This window comes from Mesonia maritima, from assembly GCF_042433895.1.
Lineage (GTDB): Bacteria > Bacteroidota > Bacteroidia > Flavobacteriales > Flavobacteriaceae > Mesonia > Mesonia maritima.
In genome coordinates this window covers 68388-85462 of the sequence record NZ_JBHLUA010000027.1, presented here as the reverse complement: position 1 = coordinate 85462, position 17075 = coordinate 68388, and the positions used below count along the sequence as shown (strand labels likewise).

Here is a 17075-nt window from a genome sequence, read left to right as displayed (position 1 = left end):
AAAGCCATTTTGCTATTGAGAATAACAAAATGGCTTTCTCGGAAATGATTTTTAAATAATTCACTTAACAGCTTCTTTGATGAACTTTCTACAAAAATGAGAAAGCAAAATCATTTCCGAATAGTGCTTAGTTAAACTAAATTTTTACAATTTCACTAAGCTATGTTTGTAGATATGGAAGTAAATCCTTTTGTCATTACTTTACCCTATCTTAAATTGTTACATAAATATAGCTCAAAAAAGAATAACGAACTAATTTTTGCAACTATTTATTTTTCAACTGGTTATAAACAGGTGTTATTAACTTTTGTTCATAAAAAAAGCTTTCAAAATTAATTGAAAGCTTTTTTAGTTTAACCAACACTTAATTAATTTAAGCGACGTTCTTTAATTCTTGCTTTTTTACCGGTAAGTTCTCTAAAGTAGTAAATTCTAGATTTACGAACTTTACCTCTTTTGTTTACTTCAATTTTTTGAAGTGCAGGAAGGTTTATTGGGAAGATACGCTCTACACCAACAGTTCCGCTCATTTTACGAATTGTAAAAGTTTGTGCGGTTCCGGTTCCTTTCTTTTGAATAACAACTCCTCGGTAAAACTGTGTACGAGTTTTGCTACCCTCTTTAATTTCGTAGTATACCGTAATGGTATCTCCCGCTAAGAATTTTGGGAATTCTTTTTGCGTTACGAATTCGTCTTGAACAAATTTAATTAACGATTCCATGGTTTATTTTATTAAGATGAACCTAAAGCAACATTCGCGATTTTCGCCAGAGGTTAATTTAGAAGCGGCTGCAAAATTACTTAGTATTTATAAATTTTACAACTATTTTGTTTTAATCTTTTAAAAGATCGGGTCTTTTTTCTTGTGTTCTTTTATACGCCTCATTTTCACGCCATTCTTCGATCTTCGGAAAATTACCGCTGGTTAATATTTCAGGAACTTTCCATCCTTTATATTCTGCGGGTCTGGTATAAATTGGTGGCGCTAGTAAATTATCTTGAAAAGAGTCGGTTAGGGCAGAGGTTTCGTTTCCTAAAACTCCCGGAATAAGTCGAATTATCGCATCGCACAAAACGGCAGCTCCTAATTCTCCGCCGGAAAGTACAAAATCACCAATAGAGATTTCCCGCGTAATAAAATGATCTCTAACGCGTTGATCTACACCCTTGTAATGGCCGCAGAGAATAATAATATTTTTCTGCAACGAAATTTGATTGGCAATTTTCTGATCCAAAGTTTCACCGTCGGGCGTCATATAAATTACTTCATCATACTTCCGTTGAGATTTTAAATCTGAAATACACTTGTCAATCGGTTCTACCATCATTACCATTCCTGCGCCACCACCAAATTGATAATCATCGATTTGTTTATAATTATCGGTTGTGTAATCGCGTAAATTGTGTAAATGTATTTCTACGAGTTCTTTTTCTATGGCTCGTTTTAAAATAGAAGCTTCAAAAGGACTTTTTAAAATATCGGGAACAACTGTTATAATATCAATACGCATGGTATTTAGTTTCCGTTTTTAGCTTGTTTATTTTTTTCATCTTGCAACATTCTGCCAAGTTTTTGTTGCTTTTCTAAGGATTTTTGTCTGAAGTCATCATAATCTGCTTCAGCTTCAGCAAGGCGTTTTTGAGCTTCTTTCGTTTGTGTATTACTGCTTTTATACTTATAGATGAAGAAAACCAAAATAAGAACCAGAATGATTAGCAATAACCACATAATGGTTTGGTAGGTATTTTTTTCAGTAGCAAAACCTAAGAAAATAATATCATCTTTTTCTTGCGTTGCGTTTTCTAAAGCCGTTTTTGTTTCAGCTAAATTATTTTTTAAAGTCTGAATTTCATTTTTTTGCTGCTGAATAGTAGCGTTGGTTTCTTCAATTTCATCATTTAAATTATTTATTTCTTCAACAGTACTTTTTTGAAGTTGCTCTAAACGGATTTGTTTTACAACTTTATAATCTTGATAATTATTAGAGTTTTCAATTATATCTTGAAATTGACTATTTATACTGCTGCTATCTGAAGATATTTCTTCCTCCTCTTGAGCATTCACAAATGTTAGGCTAAGAAATAAAAAAAAGAAAAATGTAGATTTTAAAGTTGTCATGGGTTGAATGAGTTTAATTTAAAATGCAGAACGTGATGCAAGTTTCGTTATTGTAATAAAACGGTAATTTACTAAATAAAAAAACCTATCTGCAAAAAAAACAGATAGGTTTTAGAATTGAAATCTATTTATTAATAATAGGTAAATCTTCTAACTTTTGCAATATATTTTGCTAAGCGAATTACTTGATGGCTGTAACCATATTCATTGTCATACCAAATGTAAAGAATCGCATTTTTACCATCGTCGGTTACAATGGTTGCTTTACTGTCATAAATTGAAGGAGCTGAAGACCCAACAATATCTGAAGAAACCAATTCATTATCTAACGAATATTTTATCTGCTCCACTAAATCGCCTTCTAACGCGTATTTTTTAAGTATTGAATTTACAGCATCAACAGAAGTTGTGTTTTTCAATGTTAAATTTAAAATTGCCAACGATCCATTAGGAACCGGAACTCGAATTGCATTAGACGTTAATTTTCCTTCTAAAACCGGTAATGCTTTTGCCACCGCTTTTCCTGCGCCGGTTTCAGTAATTACCATATTTAGTGCCGCAGCACGACCACGACGGTATTTTTTGTGCATATTATCGACCAAGTTTTGGTCGTTTGTATAGGCATGAATTGTTTCTAAATGGCCGTGTTCTACGCCTAGAGAATCTTCTACCGCTTTTAAAACCGGTGTAATTGCATTTGTTGTACAAGAAGCGGCAGAAAAAACATGAACATTATCCGGATCGTAATCTTTATGATTTACCCCGTGAACAATATTAGGAACACCTTTTCCTGGAGCAGTAAGTAAAACTTTTGCCGCACCTTTTGCTTTTAAATGTCTGTTTAACGCTTCTTCATCTCTAAATGCTCCGGTATTATCAATAATCAACGCATCGTCGATTCCGTAAGAAGTATAATCGATATCTTCAGGATTGTTTGCTGAAATAATATGAACGGTAGTTCCATTTATAATTAAAGCGCTTTCTTCTTCATTTATGCTTACCGTTCCGTGGAAAACTCCGTGAACAGAATCGCTTTTTAATAAAGAAGCTCTTTTTTCAAGAACAGTTCTATCTACATTTCCGCGAACTACAATAGCACGAAGTCTTAACTGACTTCCTTTTCCGGTTCTTGTCATTAATTCACGAGCCAATAAACGACCAATTCTTCCGAAACCATATAGAACAACGTCTTTTGGTTCTATATTTTTGTACGATTTCGCATTTTCTAATTTAGCGGCTACAAAAGCGGTAGGATTTTCGTAATTAGAATCTTCTAAATGATATTCGTAGGTTAATTTACCAATGTCTAATTTTGCCATTGGAAGATCTAAGGTCTGAATAGCTTGCGCGATTTCTACAGAATCGAAAATAGAGATCGGTTTCTGTACAAATTCACCTGCGTATTCATGCAAGTTTAAAATTTCGCTTACATTTCTATCGATTAATTGATTTTTGAAAAGGACTAATTCAATAGATTTATCGTACCAAAGATCACTTACAATTTTAATAAATTCTACGGTAGCTCTTCTACGATCAGCTTGAAAAGAAAGTTCTTTTTCGTAAACTTCGTTTTGACTCATGTTAATTTTGTTGTGTTAAGGTTTTAGCTTGGTGCAAAAATAAAGATTTAAAACGTTTTGATAACATAAAATTAAAAAATCCTCTCACAAAATTTCGTAAGAGGATTTTCAAATACAAGTTAATAATTTCTTATTCTCTAAAGGAATAACTTTCTTCTTGACCGGTAATACTTCTAAAAGTAACATTGGTTTGTGCGCCTTCAACTTTATTTTCCATTATTTTTTTAACTTCAGCTACACTATTTACTTCTTTTCCATCAATTTTTGTGATGATGAATTTATCGGTAGGGATATTAAAATTTTGTGATAAGGTTCTACTAATTCTTACCCCGTGATTGGTTTTAAAACGCTGTAAATACTCAGGTTCTGCGTTTATAATTTCTACGCCGGCAACACTTAAGGCAAAACTTTCAAATTTTGTTAGAGCAACTGTTTTTGTTTTTTCTTCCCCATTTCTAAAAAAGTTAACTTCCACTTCATCTTTAGGTCGTTTTGTACCGATATAAGCCGTAAGATCTGATAATTTTCTAACTTTTATACCGTCAATTTTTGTAATTAAATCGCCTTCACGTAAACCTGCTTTTTTGGCACCATTACTTACGGAAAGCACATAAACCCCTTGAGAAATTGCCAATTCATTTTCTTTTGCGGCTTCCGGATTTAAAGTTGAACCGGTTATTCCAATAATCGCTTGTTGAACGTCGCCGTATTCAAGTAAATCTTCTACAATTTTTTTAGCATTATTACTGGGAACTGCAAAACCGTAACCAATATAACTTCCTGTTCTGGAAGTAATCGCGGTATTTATTCCAATTAATTCTCCATTGGTATTCACTAACGCGCCGCCGCTATTTCCCGGATTAATCGCGGCATCGGTTTGTATAAAAGAGGGCATTCTGGTTTCACCTTCAGTTAAATCTCTTCCTTTAGCGCTAATAATTCCTGCAGTTACGGTAGAAGTTAAATTAAATGGATTTCCCACAGCTAACGCCCATTCGCCAATTTTTACATTATCGCTATCACCAAAAGGAATGTAATCTAAATCGGTAGCGTCAATTTTTAAGAGAGCAATATCAGCTTGAGGATCGGTACCAATAATTTTAGCGGTATAGGTTAAATTATTATTTAACGTAACCTGAATTTCACTAGCGCCTTTAATTACATGATTATTGGTAACAATGTAACCGTCGGGCGTTATAATCACACCAGAACCGGCGCCTTGTAAAGCTTTATCTCCTTTTTGTCTTCCGCTGTAATATTCCCAAATATTTCTGGGACCTTCATAAATTGCTACATTTTTTACGTGAACAACCGCGTGAACCGTTTTATCGGCAGCTTCTCTAAAATCTGGAGTTTCCGTGAAATTAGGAGTAGTATTACTCGACACAAACCTGGGTTTGCTTTCTGGTAATTGTACAGTTGTTTGAGAGGAAGTTGGCGTTTCTTCTTCTAAAAATAATTTATAACTTCCTAGTGTTAACACTCCGCCAAGCATAGAAACTAATAAAAGACTAGAAAACTTTTTCATTTTTATAAATTTTGACTCTAAATTAAACTTCTTTTTAAGAGAATTCAAGCTTTTATTACAGCTTTAACTTCTCTCTTATTATCGTATATTTGCCTGCATTAAAAATAAAAAATGAACCTAACATTTTATAAATATCAAGGTACAGGCAATGATTTTGTTTTGATCGATAATCGAAATAAAATTTTCAAAAATGATACCAAACTTATTAAGCAATTATGTGACAGAAAATTTGGCATAGGAGCTGACGGACTTATTTTATTAGAAAATTCTTCGGTTGCAGGAGATGATTTTAAAATGGTTTATTTTAATGCTGACGGAAATGAAAGTACGATGTGTGGTAATGGCGGAAGATGTCTTGTTCGTTTTGCCGAATTTTTAGGGATTGTTAAAAACAGTGCCACTTTTACAGCGATTGATGGAAAGCACGAAGCTAAAATTTCGGATGATTCCATCAGTTTACAGATGCAAAATGTGACTGATATAAAGCAAATTGATGGTGCTTATTTTTTAGATACCGGTTCTCCGCATCATATTGTTTTTACAAAAAAATTACAAGCGTTAGAGGTAAAAAAAGAAGGAGCAAAAATTCGTAATAGTGAGCTTTATAAAACAGAAGGCGTTAATGTGAATTTTGTAGAATCGGCGAAAGATTTTTTAAATGTTAGAACGTTTGAGCGTGGTGTAGAAGATGAAACTTTATCTTGTGGAACAGGCGTTACTGCGGTTGCCATTGCTGCTCATTTTTCAGAAAAAGTAAGTACCCAAAATGTTTCTATAAAAACACCCGGCGGAAAACTTTCCATTCAATTTGAAGAAGATAACGGGAAATATCATAATGTTTGGTTAACAGGACCAGCGCAACAAGTTTTTGAAGGTAAAATTGTATGCTAACACTTCAAGGAAAAAATATAAAATTGAGGGCGTTAGAACCTGAAGATCTTGAATTTATTTACGAAATCGAAAATAATGAAGATTTATGGGAACTTAGTTCTACGCAAACGCCTTATTCTAAATTTTTAATCAAGCAATATTTAGAAAACGCGCATTTAGATATTTTTGAAGTGAAGCAATTACGTTTGGTTATCGAAGATTTTCAGCAAAAAAGTTTAGGTTTAATAGATATTTTTGATTTTGAACCGCAACATCATCGTGCAGCAATTGGCATTTTAATTGCTGAAAAAGAAAATAGACAAAAAGGAATAGGTTCAGAAGCTTTACAATTATTATGTAAATATGCTTTTTCGCATTTAAAAATGCATCAAGTTTATGCCGGGGTTTCTGAAGAAAATGTAGTTAGCCAGAAACTTTTTCAGCAACAAGGTTTCGTGAAAACAGGCGAAAAAAAAGACTGGAATTTAGTCAATGGAAAATATAAAACAGAATATTTATACCAATTAATTAATAATGTATATTAAAAAAATAATTCTTGCTATTGCACTGCTAGGCGTAATCGGGCTAGGGATTTTCAGTTATTATGTTTACAATAGCATTTTTGCTCCAAATACAAAGTTTGAACAGCAAACTACAAATGTTTATGTAAAAACCGATGCCGATTATAAAGAGGTTATTGAGCAATTGCGCCATAAAATTGATGATATTTCTACTTTTGATGCTGTTGCGCGCCGAAAAGGTTATGCAAACAATATTTTACCGGGTAGATTTATTCTGAAAAAAGGAATGAATAATAACGAAATGATTAATACACTTCGTAGTCAAAATACACCGGTAAAAGTAGTTTTCAATAATCAAGAACGCATAGAAAATCTTGCCGGAAGAATTGCCGAACAAATCGAAGCCGATAGTTTATCGTTATTGAAAACCATGCGTGATTCTACTTTTTTAGCCGAACATGATTTTACACAGGAAAATGCACTTGCGATGTATATTCCAAATCAATATGAATTTTATTGGAATACTTCAGCAGAAGAATTTCAAGAGCGCATGCTAAAAGAATACAATCGATTTTGGAATGAAAACCGAACCAAAAAGGCTGAAAAATTAAATTTGAATCCGAAGTCGGTAAATGTTTTAGCCTCAATCGTTCAAAAAGAAACCGCGAAAATAGACGAACGAAAACGTGTTGCCGGAGTTTACATGAATCGCTATAAACGCGGGATAAAATTAGATGCCGACCCAACCGTAATTTACGCGGTTAAAAAACAAAATAAAGATTTTGATACCGTTATAAAACGAGTATTATATAAAGATTTAAAAGTCGATTCTCCGTATAATACGTATATGTATCGAGAATTACCCCCGGGACCAATTACGATGCCTGATATTTCTTCTATTGAAGCGGTATTGAATTATGAAAATCACGACTATTTATATTTTGTTGCCGATCCAGAAAACCCAGGCTATCATAAATTCGCGAAATCATTACATCAACACAATGTAAACCGACAAGCTTATGTACGATGGATTAATAAAATGGGAATTAATCGATAATTTTTAAGTGAAAGTTTTAAATATTTTTTTCATACTCTTTTTGTTAACTTTTACTTCCTGTGAAAAAAATAATTTACAGAAATGGAAAGGAAATTATTTATTTTTTGAAGAACCAGTAAAAGCACTTGCTGATTATTATCAAGTAATGAATTGGGAATTAAAGTTAGATTCTCTGGCTGATGAAAAAATCTATGGCAATTTAAAAATTAACGGTCAACAAACTTTTGTAGATATAGCTGTTTACGGAAAAATAGAAGGGGAAAAATTGTCTATAAAATCTCTTTCTAGTGAAGATAATTTAGATAAAAATGAAACTTTATTTCAGTTTTCATATGTAAAAGATTCAGTTCTAAAAACTACTTGGCAAAAATTTCAGCCGAAACTAAAAAGGTCATCACAAGAAAATTGTTTACGTTGCTTTTCTAAAGTAAATTAGTTTTTCTCTTTTTTAACCCTTTTTAAATCCAATAAGTTAATTGGATTTATACCTAAACCATTTATATTTTTTTGTGTAAAACGAATAACTTCATCATAATATAGAGGAACAACCGGTGCGTTTTTCATGATAATAGAATCCATTTTTTTATAAAGTAAAACACGCTTTTCAGCGGAAGATGTATTTATAGCTTCTTCATATAATTCATCGAAAGTTTCATTTTTAAAATGGGTGTAATTCGGTCCGTTGGGCGAAAAATTTTCACTGTAAAAAAGAGATAAATAATTTTCAGCATCAGGATAATCGGCAATCCAGCTTGCTCTAAAAATGTCCAACTTTCCGGCAGAACGCTGTTGACGAAGTGTAGAAGGCGGCATCACATCAATATTTACCGTCAACCCAATTTTTTGCAATTCACGCTGAATGTATTCACATAAATCTAAATATTGCGCATTGGTGCTTATACTGATTTCAGGATTTGAATTTCCGGTATTTTCTTTATAATCGTTAATGAGTTTTTTCGCTTTTTCCGGATTATAGTCGTAGTAAATTTTAGAAGAAAAACCTGGTAAACCTTTTGGAATAAAACCTTGATTTGCTGGCGTTCCAATTCCATTTCGTAAATAAGTAATCATCGTTTCCCGATTAAATCCGTAATTTATAGCTTGTCGAATTTTTTCGGCATTTACTTCGTCGGTTTTGCTGTCGAGATAAATTCCTAAATATTCCGTATTTAAATAAGGCGCGGTTAACATATTTACACGCGAAGCATATTTCTCACGTAACTTTCCGCGAACGCTTAATAATTCATCTTTATAAGAAGGATCTAAACCGCTTAAAAAATCGATATTTCCTTGAGCAAATTGTAAAAATTCACTTTGTTTATCGGGTAAAAAAGTAATAGCAATCGCTTCTAAATAGGGGAGTTGCTTACTATTTTTATCAGTTTCAAAATAAAGATTATTTTTTCTGAAGACTAATTTTTCGTTAGCTTCCCAGCGTTTAAATTTAAAAGGTCCGGTGCCAATCGGGTTTTCTCTAAAATCTAATTTTTTCATTTCCGTAGGAATTACCGAACAATATTTCATAGAAAGTAAGCCTAAAAATGCAGGGAAAGGTTGTGACAATTCAATTTTTACAACAGAATCATTTTCAGCAGAAATAGTGGAAACATTTTGCATCACCCAACTTCCGGGCGAAGCAATTTTAGGATCGGTTAATCTTTTTAAACTGAAAACAACATCCTCAGAAGTAACTTTTCGAGTTTTATTTTTTCCGAAGATTTTATGTTTATGAAAGAAAACATCGTCTCGAAGAAAAAAAGTATAGGTTTTTGCATCTTCAGAAATCGACCATTTTTTTGCTAAATCTGGTTGAATAGTTAAGCTGTCGTCCAGTTGAACCAAGCCGTTATACAATTGATTACAAGGCCAAATATTGCGCTGGTCTTTGGCAAAAGTCGGATCCAGTGAAGTAATATTCGCATGTTCGTTGTAGCGAAAAACAAGATGTTCTCTATTTTTTTTAGTCTCATTTTTACAACTTATAAATGCAAAAATTAAACTGAAAATAACTAAGTATTTGATTCTTATTTTGTTAATGAATTTCATCAATTTTCTTATGCCGATTTTAGGTGGTATATTTGCACCCGTTTTTGAAGATTTTATTTACTTGAAATTTTCTTTTGAAACCATTACAATAATAGTAAAAGATTACGAAAGGAGCCGTTTGCTTTATGAATAGAAATGAAAATAAAAACGTTGCATTTTACACCTTGGGTTGTAAATTAAATTTTTCTGAAACATCAACTATTGCTCGTTCTTTTGAAAATGAAGGTTTTAAGCGTGTCGATTTTTCAGAAATAGCAGATATTTATGTGATAAATACGTGTAGCGTTACCGAAAATGCCGATAAACGTTTTAAAACTATTGTAAAGCAAGCGCAAAAGAAAAATGAAGAAGCTTTCATTATCGCGATTGGCTGTTACGCGCAATTAAAACCCGAAGAATTAGCCGATGTAAATGGGGTAGATTTGGTGTTAGGTGCGACGGAAAAATTTAAAATCACGGACTATTTAAACGATCTTACCAAAAATGATTTTGGCGAAGTACATTCTTGCGAAATCGGAGAAGCCGATTTTTATGTCGGTTCGTATTCCATTGGCGATAGAACACGCGCTTTTTTGAAAGTTCAAGACGGTTGCGATTATAAATGCACATATTGTACCATTCCGTTGGCGAGAGGAATTTCCAGAAGCGATAAATTAGAAAATGTTTTACAAAACGCGCAAGAAATTTCTGAACAAGGAATTAAAGAAATTGTGTTAACCGGCGTAAATATTGGTGATTACGGTAAAGGAGAATTTGGTAATAAAAAGCACGAGCATACGTTTTTAGATTTGGTAAAAGCTTTAGATGAAGTCGACGGGATTGAGCGGCTGCGAATTTCTTCTATCGAGCCTAATCTTTTAAAAAATGAAACCATAGATTTTGTTGCTGAAAGTGACACCTTTGTACCTCATTTTCATATTCCGTTGCAAAGTGGAAGCAATGATTTGCTAAAATTAATGCGTCGCCGTTATATGCGCGAATTATACGTAAATCGTGTTGAAGAAATCAAAAAGACAATGCCAAACGCATGTATTGGCGTTGATGTAATTGTAGGTTTTCCCGGCGAAACAGACGAACGTTTTTTAGAAACCTATAATTTTTTAAATGAATTAGATATTTCTTATTTGCACGTTTTCACGTATTCCGAAAGAGCGAATACGCCAGCTGCAGAAATGGATGGTGTTGTACCGACGAAAGTTAGAAAAAAGCGCAGTAAAATGTTGCGTGGTTTGTCAGCAAAAAAACGCCGAGCCTTTTATGAAAGTCAGTTAGGGAATACGCTAGAAGTACTTTTTGAAGGGGAAAACAAAGAAGGCTATATTCACGGTTTTACTGAAAATTATGTAAAAGTAAAAATGCCTTGGAATCCTGAATTTATAAATACGTTACATCAAGTAAAATTAACCGAAATTGATGAAGATGGTTTAGTTCGGTTTGAGTTTGTGAATGAAGAAGTGGCGATAGCTTAAAAGCTTATTCCTATTGGAATTAAGTCGCTATATTTTTCTTTATTCGCTTTAAAAAAACGTTTTACTTCTTTACTATTCGGAATTATTTTTAGTCGTCCCTTTTTTTCAATATAATCAAAAACTTGGGTAAGAAATTGTTCTTGATAGCCTTTTTCTCTTAACTCTTCACTCATTTCAAGTTTAGATAGAAAAATTTTACGCTCTTGGTCAGAGTATTCCAATTTTACAAATTCATCTTCAATCGTTGCTTCAAATTGACGTAAAAATTCGTTGTCTTTAATTTCAAATGTTTCATTTTCCATGGGATATTATTTAGTTCATCGGAACTTCAATTAGTAAAATTTTGGCATCTTTAAGAATGCTGATATCAATTTTCTCTGTTTCCCAAAGTCCGATAGCGTCTCTTTTTTTAAGGGTTTCATCGGCAACTTCTATTTCTCCTGAAATTAGAAAAATATAAGCGCCGTGCGAATTATTATGGAGTTTATAATCAATTTTTTTTCCGGCTTCTATTTCTCCTAAATTAAAATAAGTTTGTTGGTGAACCCAAACCGCATCACCATCATTATCATCTTTTGGAGAAACCACTGTAACTAATTCGTTTTTATGATTTTCAAAATTAAACTTTCGTTGATCGTAACGTGGTTGAACGCCATCTTTTTCAGCAAAAACCCAAATTTGTAAAGTATTTGCTTTTTCAGATTTACTCGCATTAAATTCGCTGTGTTCAACTCCGGTTCCGGCACTCATAACCTGAATTTCTCCTGCATGAATTACGCCTTCATTTCCCATCGAATCTTTATGCTGAAGCGCACCTTCTAAAGGAATGGTAATAATTTCCATATTTTCGTGCGGATGTTTGCCAAAACCCATTCCGCCTGCAATAACATCATCATTTAAAACGCGCAACATTCCAAATTGAATTCGCTCAGGATTAAAGAAATTTGCAAAACTGAATGAATAATTCGCTTCTAGCCAACCAAAATTCGCTGAACCTCTTGTGTGAGACGGGTGAACAACTTTTCGCATTTATTTAACCTTTATCGTGATTTATATTATATTTAAACTAATAATTTTGTACCCGTAAAGTTAGCGCATATCTGGCTAACTTTCTGTTATATCGCTGTTAAAATGAAGCAAGAAAAAAGCTTGACTCACGTATATTTTATGCCGGGAATGGCGGCAAACCCTTCGATTTTTGAATTTATAAAATTACCTGAAACCGAATATGAAGTACATTGGTTGGCTTGGAAAATACCCGAAAAAAATGAAAGTTTAAAAGATTATGCCATTCGAATTTTAGCGGAAATTAAGCATGAAAATCCGGTGCTAATCGGGGTCTCGTTCGGTGGTGTAATTGTTCAGGAAATAAGTAAACTCATTTCTGTAAAGCGACTAATTTTAATTTCTACGGTAAAATCTAGGGATGAACTTCCTAGTAGAATGAAATTTGCGCGAAAAACAAAATTGTATAAAATTTTACCGACAAGTTTAGCAGGTTACGTAGGACTTTTAGAGAAATTTCCCGTAGGAGAATTTGCTAAAAAAAGAATTAAACTTTATAAAAAATATATGTCGGTTAGTGAAAAACAATACTTAGATTGGGCGATTGAAAAAATGGTTTGTTGGAATCAAGAAAAACCATTACCCAATACCATTCATATTCATGGTGATCACGATGTGATTTTTCCATTAAAAAATATAAAGGATTGTATTATTATTCCCGGCGGAACGCACGTTATGATTATTAATCGTTTTCGCTGGTTTAACGAGCATTTACCAAGTTTAATTTCAGAAGGAAAACTTGCAGAATAAGAAAGATATTTAATATCTTTCCTAAAAAAGAAAGCATATGAAACGATTGAAAAATATACTGAGTTTTATTGGAATTATTTTTATAGTAGGCTTAGGAATTCAAGCCGTACAATCCAGTTTTTCTACAACAAATAGAAACCCACAAAAAAATACAGAAGATCCCGATAGCGCTGTGCAAGATTATAATGTGTACGCGTTGCCATTACCTGAAAATTTAAATTTTGCAGGAGAGAAAGTTCCGGTAGAAAATTCTGATATTCACGAACGTATGGATCGTGAACTTTTAGTGAATACATATTGGCAATCTAATGGATTACTATTAATTAAAAGAGCGCATAAATATTTTCCTATAATCGAACCGATTTTAGAGAAAAACGGCGTTCCAGATGATTTTAAATATTTAGCTGTTGCCGAGAGTGGACTTACACAAATTGTTTCTCCCGCCGGAGCTACTGGTTTTTGGCAACTTATGGAAGCTGCCGCCGAAGAAAACGGTTTAGAAGTAAATGATAATGTAGATGAACGTTACCATATTGAAAAAGCAACCGAAGCAGCTTGCCAGTATTTAAAAGATGCGAAAGAACGCTTCGGAACGTGGACGTTAGCCGCTGCGGCATATAATGCAGGAAATTACGGGATTTCTAAACAGCAAGAACGTCAAGAGGTGAATGATTATTACGATTTACTTTTAGGTTCAGAAACCGAACGCTATGTTTTTAGAATTTTAGCTTTAAAAGAAATTTTAGGAAATCCCGAAAAATATGGTTTCAATTTTACTGAAAAAGATATGTATTCTTTAGTTGAAACAAAAGAAGTTTCGGTAGATACCGCGGTTTCTAATTTTGCACAATTCGCGAAAGAGTTTGGCATTAATTATAAAATCTTAAAAATCCATAATCCTTGGCTTCGTGAAGCGCATTTAAATAACCGATCTAGGAAATTATATCAACTTAAGATTCCAGAAAAAGGATCTTACACTTACCAGCCTTAATGATAGATTTTATTCAGCAAAACATTCTATTTTCACTCTTAATTGTTAACTATATAATAGCCATTGGGACGGCGTTATTTATTATTTTAAATAACCGAAACCCTGTTACTACGGTTTCTTATATTCTCGCGTTGGTAGTTTTACCTTTTATAGGCTTACTCATTTATTTCTTTTTCGGGCAAGAATATCGAAAAGATAAAATGTTTAAACGGAAAAAGGTTTTTGATAACAAAACGGTTAAAAAATGGGAAAATAAATTATTGCTGAATAAATTTCGTTTAGAAAATTATGAGGATGATTTTTTAGGGAATAAAGTAAATATTGTAAAGCTGCTCCAGAATAATCAAAAAAAGCCATTAACCTTTGGGAACGATGTGAAAATTCTTATTAATGGTGAAAAAAAGTTTGAATCTTTATTTGAAGATTTAAAAAAAGCAAAGCACCATATTCATTTAGAATATTACATTTTGAATTACGATAAAATTGGTTCTGAACTTATCAATATTTTATGTGAAAAAGCGAAGGAAGGAGTGAAAGTTCGGGTAAATTATGATTATGTCGGGAGTCAATTAAGTGGCGAAGGCGTAAAAAAAATGAAAGCCTGCGGAATAGAATCATTCCCTTTTATGCCGGTTTGGTTTCCTAACTTAACTCGAAAATTAAATTATAGAGACCATCGTAAAATTGTAATAATCGATGGTAAAGTGGGTTACGTTGGAGGTGTAAATGTTTGTGATGAATATGTAAACCCCAATAATACCGGTTATTGGCGTGATACACATTTACGAATTGAAGGAAACGCGGTTAAATCTTTACAAAGTCACTTTCTTCTAAATTGGAATTTTGTTTCTGAACAAGAAATAGAAATTATAGATGAATTTTTTCCGCAATTAGATGATTGTGGAGAAGTTCCTGTACAAATTTCAGCAAGTGGTCCAGATTCAGATTATCCACATATTATGGAAGCCATTTTTACCGCAATTAATGGAGCTGAAAAATATATAAATATTACAACGCCTTATTTTATTCCGAATGATCAAATTCTTACGGCTTTAAAAACAGCGAGTAGAAGAGGAGTGAAGATTAAAATTCTGGTACCAAAAACTGGCGACAGTTGGGCGGCAAAATATGCAACCAATTCATACATTCTAGATTTATTAGAGTCTGGAATTGAAGTTTATCATTATTGTAAAGGAATGGTTCACGCAAAAACCATGGTGATCGACGATATTTTTTCAACCGTGGGAACTTCAAATATGGATTACCGCAGTTTCGAAATTAATTTTGAAATAAATGCCTTAGTTTATAATAAAGATTTCAGTAAAAAAATGGTTCAAATTTTTGAAGAAGATATTGAACATTGCGATAAAGTAAAAATGGAAGATTGGTTAAACCGACCGTTGAACGAACGCTTAAAAGAATCGTTTAGTAGACTTTGGGCGCCTTTATTATAAATTAATTCGGTAAAATTTCAAACGGAGTTTTGGCTAACAAATCTTCTTCAAAAGCTAAAATTTCTGAAATTCCTTGCGAAACGTTTTTGTAATTCAAATTATAAGAACGTTCAAATTTTTCGGTATACGGAAGCATTTCAATTCGGCTAATATCAATAATTTGTTTGTTAGAGCCAATGTAAAAAGTAGTGGGGAAACCTAACGAATGCTTCATGTTTCTTACAATATAAGCGTCTTTATTTTGTAATTCATCTACATAAACCAAGTGAATCGATCGCGTATATTCTTTCGCTACTTTTTTAACTTCTGCTTTGCTATCCCAATAAAGTACTACAAAATCGATTTCCTCTTTATATTTTTCGGCTAATTCATTTAACGCGGGTATTTCTCCTTTTCCGGGAACGCACCACGAAGCATAAGTAAGTAAATAAATAGGTTTTTTATAATCGTTTAAACAATCATTATTTCGGCGTAAGCAAGTAATATTAAAATTATCGATATAGGTTCCTTTTAAACAATTGTTTACCAGGGAATCGAACAAGAATTTTGCGCGTTCAGAATCGCGATAGCGATAAGCTTCATTAATTTCTTTATTATGTTTAGGAATGTATAAAGAAACCGCTTCTGAAAAGTAAAGCGTATCTTGTTGAGCACTAATCAGAAGAGGAAATAAAGCGAATAAGAAAAAAGGTGAAAATTTCTTCATAACCCGTTCTTTCAGTTCTCTTAAAAATACAAATTTTAAACCAAAACTGCTAAAACAGGATGTTAATTATGCAGAATTAGATTTTTTTCATTTGCTGTTTCATCATTCTAATTTGATCGGTCAGCATATTATGAGTATCTAATTGTTTGGCTTCTTTTAGAAGCATTTGCGCTTCTCTTTTTCTACGTTTGGTCATAGCAATTCCCGCAAGATTTAATTTTGCCATGGCTAAATCTTGTTTCATGGAAAGACCTAAACGTATTGCTTTTTTAAAATATTTTTCAGCTTGAGTTATATTACTTTGCGAAACCATTAAGCCGTGTAAATAAAAATAATAACCTTGCTGTTTTGTGGTTAAAGAAGCCTCCGGATTCTTAATTTTATCGAGCCATTTTTTTGCGCCGGCCATATCTTGCTTTCTTAGACGCAAAAAAGCTAAAAGGATTATTTCATTTTTAAAATATAAGAAGATAAAAATTCCTGCAAGTAGCAATAATAGAATACCGTTACCAATGTAACCTTCTATCATTTGGTATATTGCAAAAATAATAATTGCCCCTGCTAAAACTAACTTTATATTTTTATTGTACATCGCTTATTTTTTTCGAAGTGCAAAGGTATAAAAAACTAATAAAAAATTATTTAAAAATACATTTGGAAGAGCAAAAAGATATTGTATATTTGCACGCAGTTAAAAAAAGCGAGAGCTTAAAGACGCAAGTTAGCAAGACATTCAAGAAGATTAAAGATATTTTACAATGAAAAGAACGTTTCAACCCTCAAAGAGAAAAAGAAGAAATAAGCACGGATTTAGAGAGCGCATGGCTAGTGTAAACGGAAGAAAAGTCCTTGCTAAAAGAAGAGCAAAAGGAAGAAAAAGACTTTCTGTCTCTTCAGAAAACAGACATAAAAAATAAT

The 17075-nt window shown here is 32.8% G+C and carries 19 protein-coding genes; 9 read left to right on the top strand and 10 right to left on the bottom strand.

Annotated elements, in window-relative coordinates; all coding sequences use genetic code 11:
- Positions 1 to 368 precede the first annotated feature (368 nt).
- From rplS to ACFFGL_RS14045, 5 genes are all read right to left on the bottom strand, one after another.
- Positions 369 to 722 carry a 50S ribosomal protein L19 gene (rplS, locus tag ACFFGL_RS14065; protein WP_309727685.1) on the bottom strand — a complete coding sequence of 118 codons (354 nt, stop codon included), beginning with the start codon at positions 720 to 722 and terminating at the stop codon, positions 369 to 371.
- A 112-nt stretch (positions 723 to 834) separates the two neighbouring features.
- On the bottom strand, positions 835 to 1512 hold the full coding sequence (gene trmD / locus ACFFGL_RS14060) for a tRNA (guanosine(37)-N1)-methyltransferase TrmD (protein WP_309727684.1): 678 nt from the start codon (positions 1510 to 1512) through the stop codon (positions 835 to 837).
- A 5-nt stretch (positions 1513 to 1517) separates the two neighbouring features.
- A complete protein-coding gene (locus tag ACFFGL_RS14055) occupies positions 1518 to 2120 on the bottom strand; it encodes a hypothetical protein (RefSeq protein WP_309727683.1) in 603 nt (200 codons plus the stop codon).
- Between the two features lie 131 nt (positions 2121 to 2251).
- Positions 2252 to 3700 carry a glyceraldehyde-3-phosphate dehydrogenase gene (locus tag ACFFGL_RS14050; RefSeq protein ID WP_309727682.1) on the bottom strand — a complete coding sequence of 483 codons (1449 nt, stop codon included), beginning with the start codon at positions 3698 to 3700 and terminating at the stop codon, positions 2252 to 2254.
- Between the two features lie 130 nt (positions 3701 to 3830).
- Positions 3831 to 5228: a S1C family serine protease gene (locus ACFFGL_RS14045; protein ID WP_309727681.1), complete on the bottom strand. Its 1398-nt coding sequence runs from the start codon at positions 5226 to 5228 to the stop codon at positions 3831 to 3833.
- A 111-nt stretch (positions 5229 to 5339) separates the two neighbouring features.
- Here ACFFGL_RS14045 and dapF point away from each other — a divergent pair, with 111 nt between their 5' ends.
- The 4 genes from dapF to ACFFGL_RS14025 are packed head-to-tail and all read left to right on the top strand — an operon-like array spanning position 5340 to position 8112.
- On the top strand, positions 5340 to 6119 hold the full coding sequence (gene dapF, locus ACFFGL_RS14040) for a diaminopimelate epimerase (protein ID WP_309727680.1): 780 nt from the start codon (positions 5340 to 5342) through the stop codon (positions 6117 to 6119).
- The gene (locus ACFFGL_RS14035; protein ID WP_309727679.1) at positions 6113 to 6643 is read left to right on the top strand and encodes a GNAT family N-acetyltransferase; all 531 of its coding nucleotides are present in this window, start codon (positions 6113 to 6115) and stop codon (positions 6641 to 6643) included. The genes dapF and ACFFGL_RS14035 overlap by 7 nt, the downstream gene beginning before the upstream one ends.
- Positions 6633 to 7676, top strand: coding sequence for an endolytic transglycosylase MltG (mltG, locus tag ACFFGL_RS14030; protein WP_309727678.1), 1044 nt, complete (start codon positions 6633 to 6635; stop codon positions 7674 to 7676). Before ACFFGL_RS14035 ends, mltG begins: the two co-directional genes overlap by 11 nt.
- Before the next feature lie 7 nt (positions 7677 to 7683).
- Positions 7684 to 8112 carry a DUF5991 domain-containing protein gene (locus ACFFGL_RS14025; protein ID WP_378928652.1) on the top strand — a complete coding sequence of 143 codons (429 nt, stop codon included), beginning with the start codon at positions 7684 to 7686 and terminating at the stop codon, positions 8110 to 8112.
- Here ACFFGL_RS14025 and ACFFGL_RS14020 read toward each other — a convergent pair.
- A complete protein-coding gene (locus ACFFGL_RS14020; RefSeq protein WP_309727676.1) occupies positions 8109 to 9722 on the bottom strand; it encodes an ABC transporter substrate-binding protein in 1614 nt (537 codons plus the stop codon). The genes ACFFGL_RS14025 and ACFFGL_RS14020 overlap by 4 nt on opposite strands.
- 125 nt (positions 9723 to 9847) lie before the next feature.
- Here ACFFGL_RS14020 and mtaB point away from each other — a divergent pair, with 125 nt between their 5' ends.
- Complete coding sequence (gene mtaB, locus ACFFGL_RS14015; protein WP_309727675.1) at positions 9848 to 11191, top strand: tRNA (N(6)-L-threonylcarbamoyladenosine(37)-C(2))-methylthiotransferase MtaB; 1344 nt, start codon at positions 9848 to 9850, stop codon at positions 11189 to 11191.
- Here the strand turns inward: mtaB and ACFFGL_RS14010 are convergent.
- On the bottom strand, positions 11188 to 11493 hold the full coding sequence (locus tag ACFFGL_RS14010) for an N-acetyltransferase (protein WP_309727674.1): 306 nt from the start codon (positions 11491 to 11493) through the stop codon (positions 11188 to 11190). The genes mtaB and ACFFGL_RS14010 overlap by 4 nt on opposite strands.
- 10 nt (positions 11494 to 11503) lie before the next feature.
- On the bottom strand, positions 11504 to 12220 hold the full coding sequence (locus ACFFGL_RS14005; protein ID WP_309727673.1) for a pirin family protein: 717 nt from the start codon (positions 12218 to 12220) through the stop codon (positions 11504 to 11506).
- Positions 12221 to 12322: 102 nt separating this feature from the next.
- On the opposite strand from ACFFGL_RS14005, the gene ACFFGL_RS14000 reads away from it, so the two are divergent.
- From ACFFGL_RS14000 to cls, 3 genes are read left to right on the top strand one after another with little or no spacing between them, the layout of a single operon-like run.
- A complete protein-coding gene (locus tag ACFFGL_RS14000; protein ID WP_309727672.1) occupies positions 12323 to 13006 on the top strand; it encodes an alpha/beta fold hydrolase in 684 nt (227 codons plus the stop codon).
- 37 nt (positions 13007 to 13043) lie between these two features.
- Positions 13044 to 13997 (top strand): lytic transglycosylase domain-containing protein, encoded by a 954-nt coding sequence (locus ACFFGL_RS13995; RefSeq protein WP_309727671.1) that lies wholly within the window; start codon positions 13044 to 13046, stop codon positions 13995 to 13997.
- Entirely contained in the window at positions 13997 to 15451 is a 1455-nt protein-coding gene (cls, locus tag ACFFGL_RS13990; protein WP_309727670.1) for a cardiolipin synthase, read from the top strand. Before ACFFGL_RS13995 ends, cls begins: the two co-directional genes overlap by 1 nt.
- A 1-nt stretch (position 15452) precedes the next feature.
- Here cls and ACFFGL_RS13985 read toward each other — a convergent pair whose 3' ends face one another.
- Both ACFFGL_RS13985 and ACFFGL_RS13980 read right to left on the bottom strand, forming a co-directional pair.
- On the bottom strand, positions 15453 to 16157 hold the full coding sequence (locus ACFFGL_RS13985; RefSeq protein ID WP_309727669.1) for a TlpA family protein disulfide reductase: 705 nt from the start codon (positions 16155 to 16157) through the stop codon (positions 15453 to 15455).
- A 76-nt stretch (positions 16158 to 16233) separates the two neighbouring features.
- Positions 16234 to 16749: a DUF2892 domain-containing protein gene (locus tag ACFFGL_RS13980; RefSeq protein WP_309727668.1), complete on the bottom strand. Its 516-nt coding sequence runs from the start codon at positions 16747 to 16749 to the stop codon at positions 16234 to 16236.
- A 166-nt stretch (positions 16750 to 16915) separates the two neighbouring features.
- Between ACFFGL_RS13980 and rpmH the strand changes: the two genes are divergently transcribed.
- A complete protein-coding gene (gene rpmH, locus ACFFGL_RS13975) occupies positions 16916 to 17074 on the top strand; it encodes a 50S ribosomal protein L34 (RefSeq protein ID WP_309727667.1) in 159 nt (52 codons plus the stop codon).
- Position 17075: the final 1 nt, after the last annotated feature.

Excerpts from the sequence above, each read along its gene's own strand:
- cls (WP_309727670.1), top strand. The coding sequence starts at position 13,997 with ATGATAGATTTTATTCAGCAAAACATTCTATTTTCACTCTTAATTGTT.
- ACFFGL_RS13995 (WP_309727671.1), top strand. The coding sequence starts at position 13,044 with ATGAAACGATTGAAAAATATACTGAGTTTTATTGGAATTATTTTTATA.
- ACFFGL_RS14050 (WP_309727682.1), bottom strand. The coding sequence starts at position 3,700 with ATGAGTCAAAACGAAGTTTACGAAAAAGAACTTTCTTTTCAAGCTGAT.
- rpmH (WP_309727667.1), top strand. The coding sequence starts at position 16,916 with ATGAAAAGAACGTTTCAACCCTCAAAGAGAAAAAGAAGAAATAAGCAC.
- ACFFGL_RS14000 (WP_309727672.1), top strand. The coding sequence starts at position 12,323 with ATGAAGCAAGAAAAAAGCTTGACTCACGTATATTTTATGCCGGGAATG.
- ACFFGL_RS14010 (WP_309727674.1), bottom strand. The coding sequence starts at position 11,493 with ATGGAAAATGAAACATTTGAAATTAAAGACAACGAATTTTTACGTCAA.
- trmD (WP_309727684.1), bottom strand. The coding sequence starts at position 1,512 with ATGCGTATTGATATTATAACAGTTGTTCCCGATATTTTAAAAAGTCCT.
- ACFFGL_RS14035 (WP_309727679.1), top strand. The coding sequence starts at position 6,113 with ATGCTAACACTTCAAGGAAAAAATATAAAATTGAGGGCGTTAGAACCT.
- rplS (WP_309727685.1), bottom strand. The coding sequence starts at position 722 with ATGGAATCGTTAATTAAATTTGTTCAAGACGAATTCGTAACGCAAAAA.
- mtaB (WP_309727675.1), top strand. The coding sequence starts at position 9,848 with ATGAATAGAAATGAAAATAAAAACGTTGCATTTTACACCTTGGGTTGT.
- ACFFGL_RS14020 (WP_309727676.1), bottom strand. The coding sequence starts at position 9,722 with ATGAAATTCATTAACAAAATAAGAATCAAATACTTAGTTATTTTCAGT.
- ACFFGL_RS14005 (WP_309727673.1), bottom strand. The coding sequence starts at position 12,220 with ATGCGAAAAGTTGTTCACCCGTCTCACACAAGAGGTTCAGCGAATTTT.
- dapF (WP_309727680.1), top strand. The coding sequence starts at position 5,340 with ATGAACCTAACATTTTATAAATATCAAGGTACAGGCAATGATTTTGTT.
- mltG (WP_309727678.1), top strand. The coding sequence starts at position 6,633 with ATGTATATTAAAAAAATAATTCTTGCTATTGCACTGCTAGGCGTAATC.
- ACFFGL_RS14045 (WP_309727681.1), bottom strand. The coding sequence starts at position 5,228 with ATGAAAAAGTTTTCTAGTCTTTTATTAGTTTCTATGCTTGGCGGAGTG.
- ACFFGL_RS14055 (WP_309727683.1), bottom strand. The coding sequence starts at position 2,120 with ATGACAACTTTAAAATCTACATTTTTCTTTTTTTTATTTCTTAGCCTA.
- ACFFGL_RS13985 (WP_309727669.1), bottom strand. The coding sequence starts at position 16,157 with ATGAAGAAATTTTCACCTTTTTTCTTATTCGCTTTATTTCCTCTTCTG.
- ACFFGL_RS13980 (WP_309727668.1), bottom strand. The coding sequence starts at position 16,749 with ATGTACAATAAAAATATAAAGTTAGTTTTAGCAGGGGCAATTATTATT.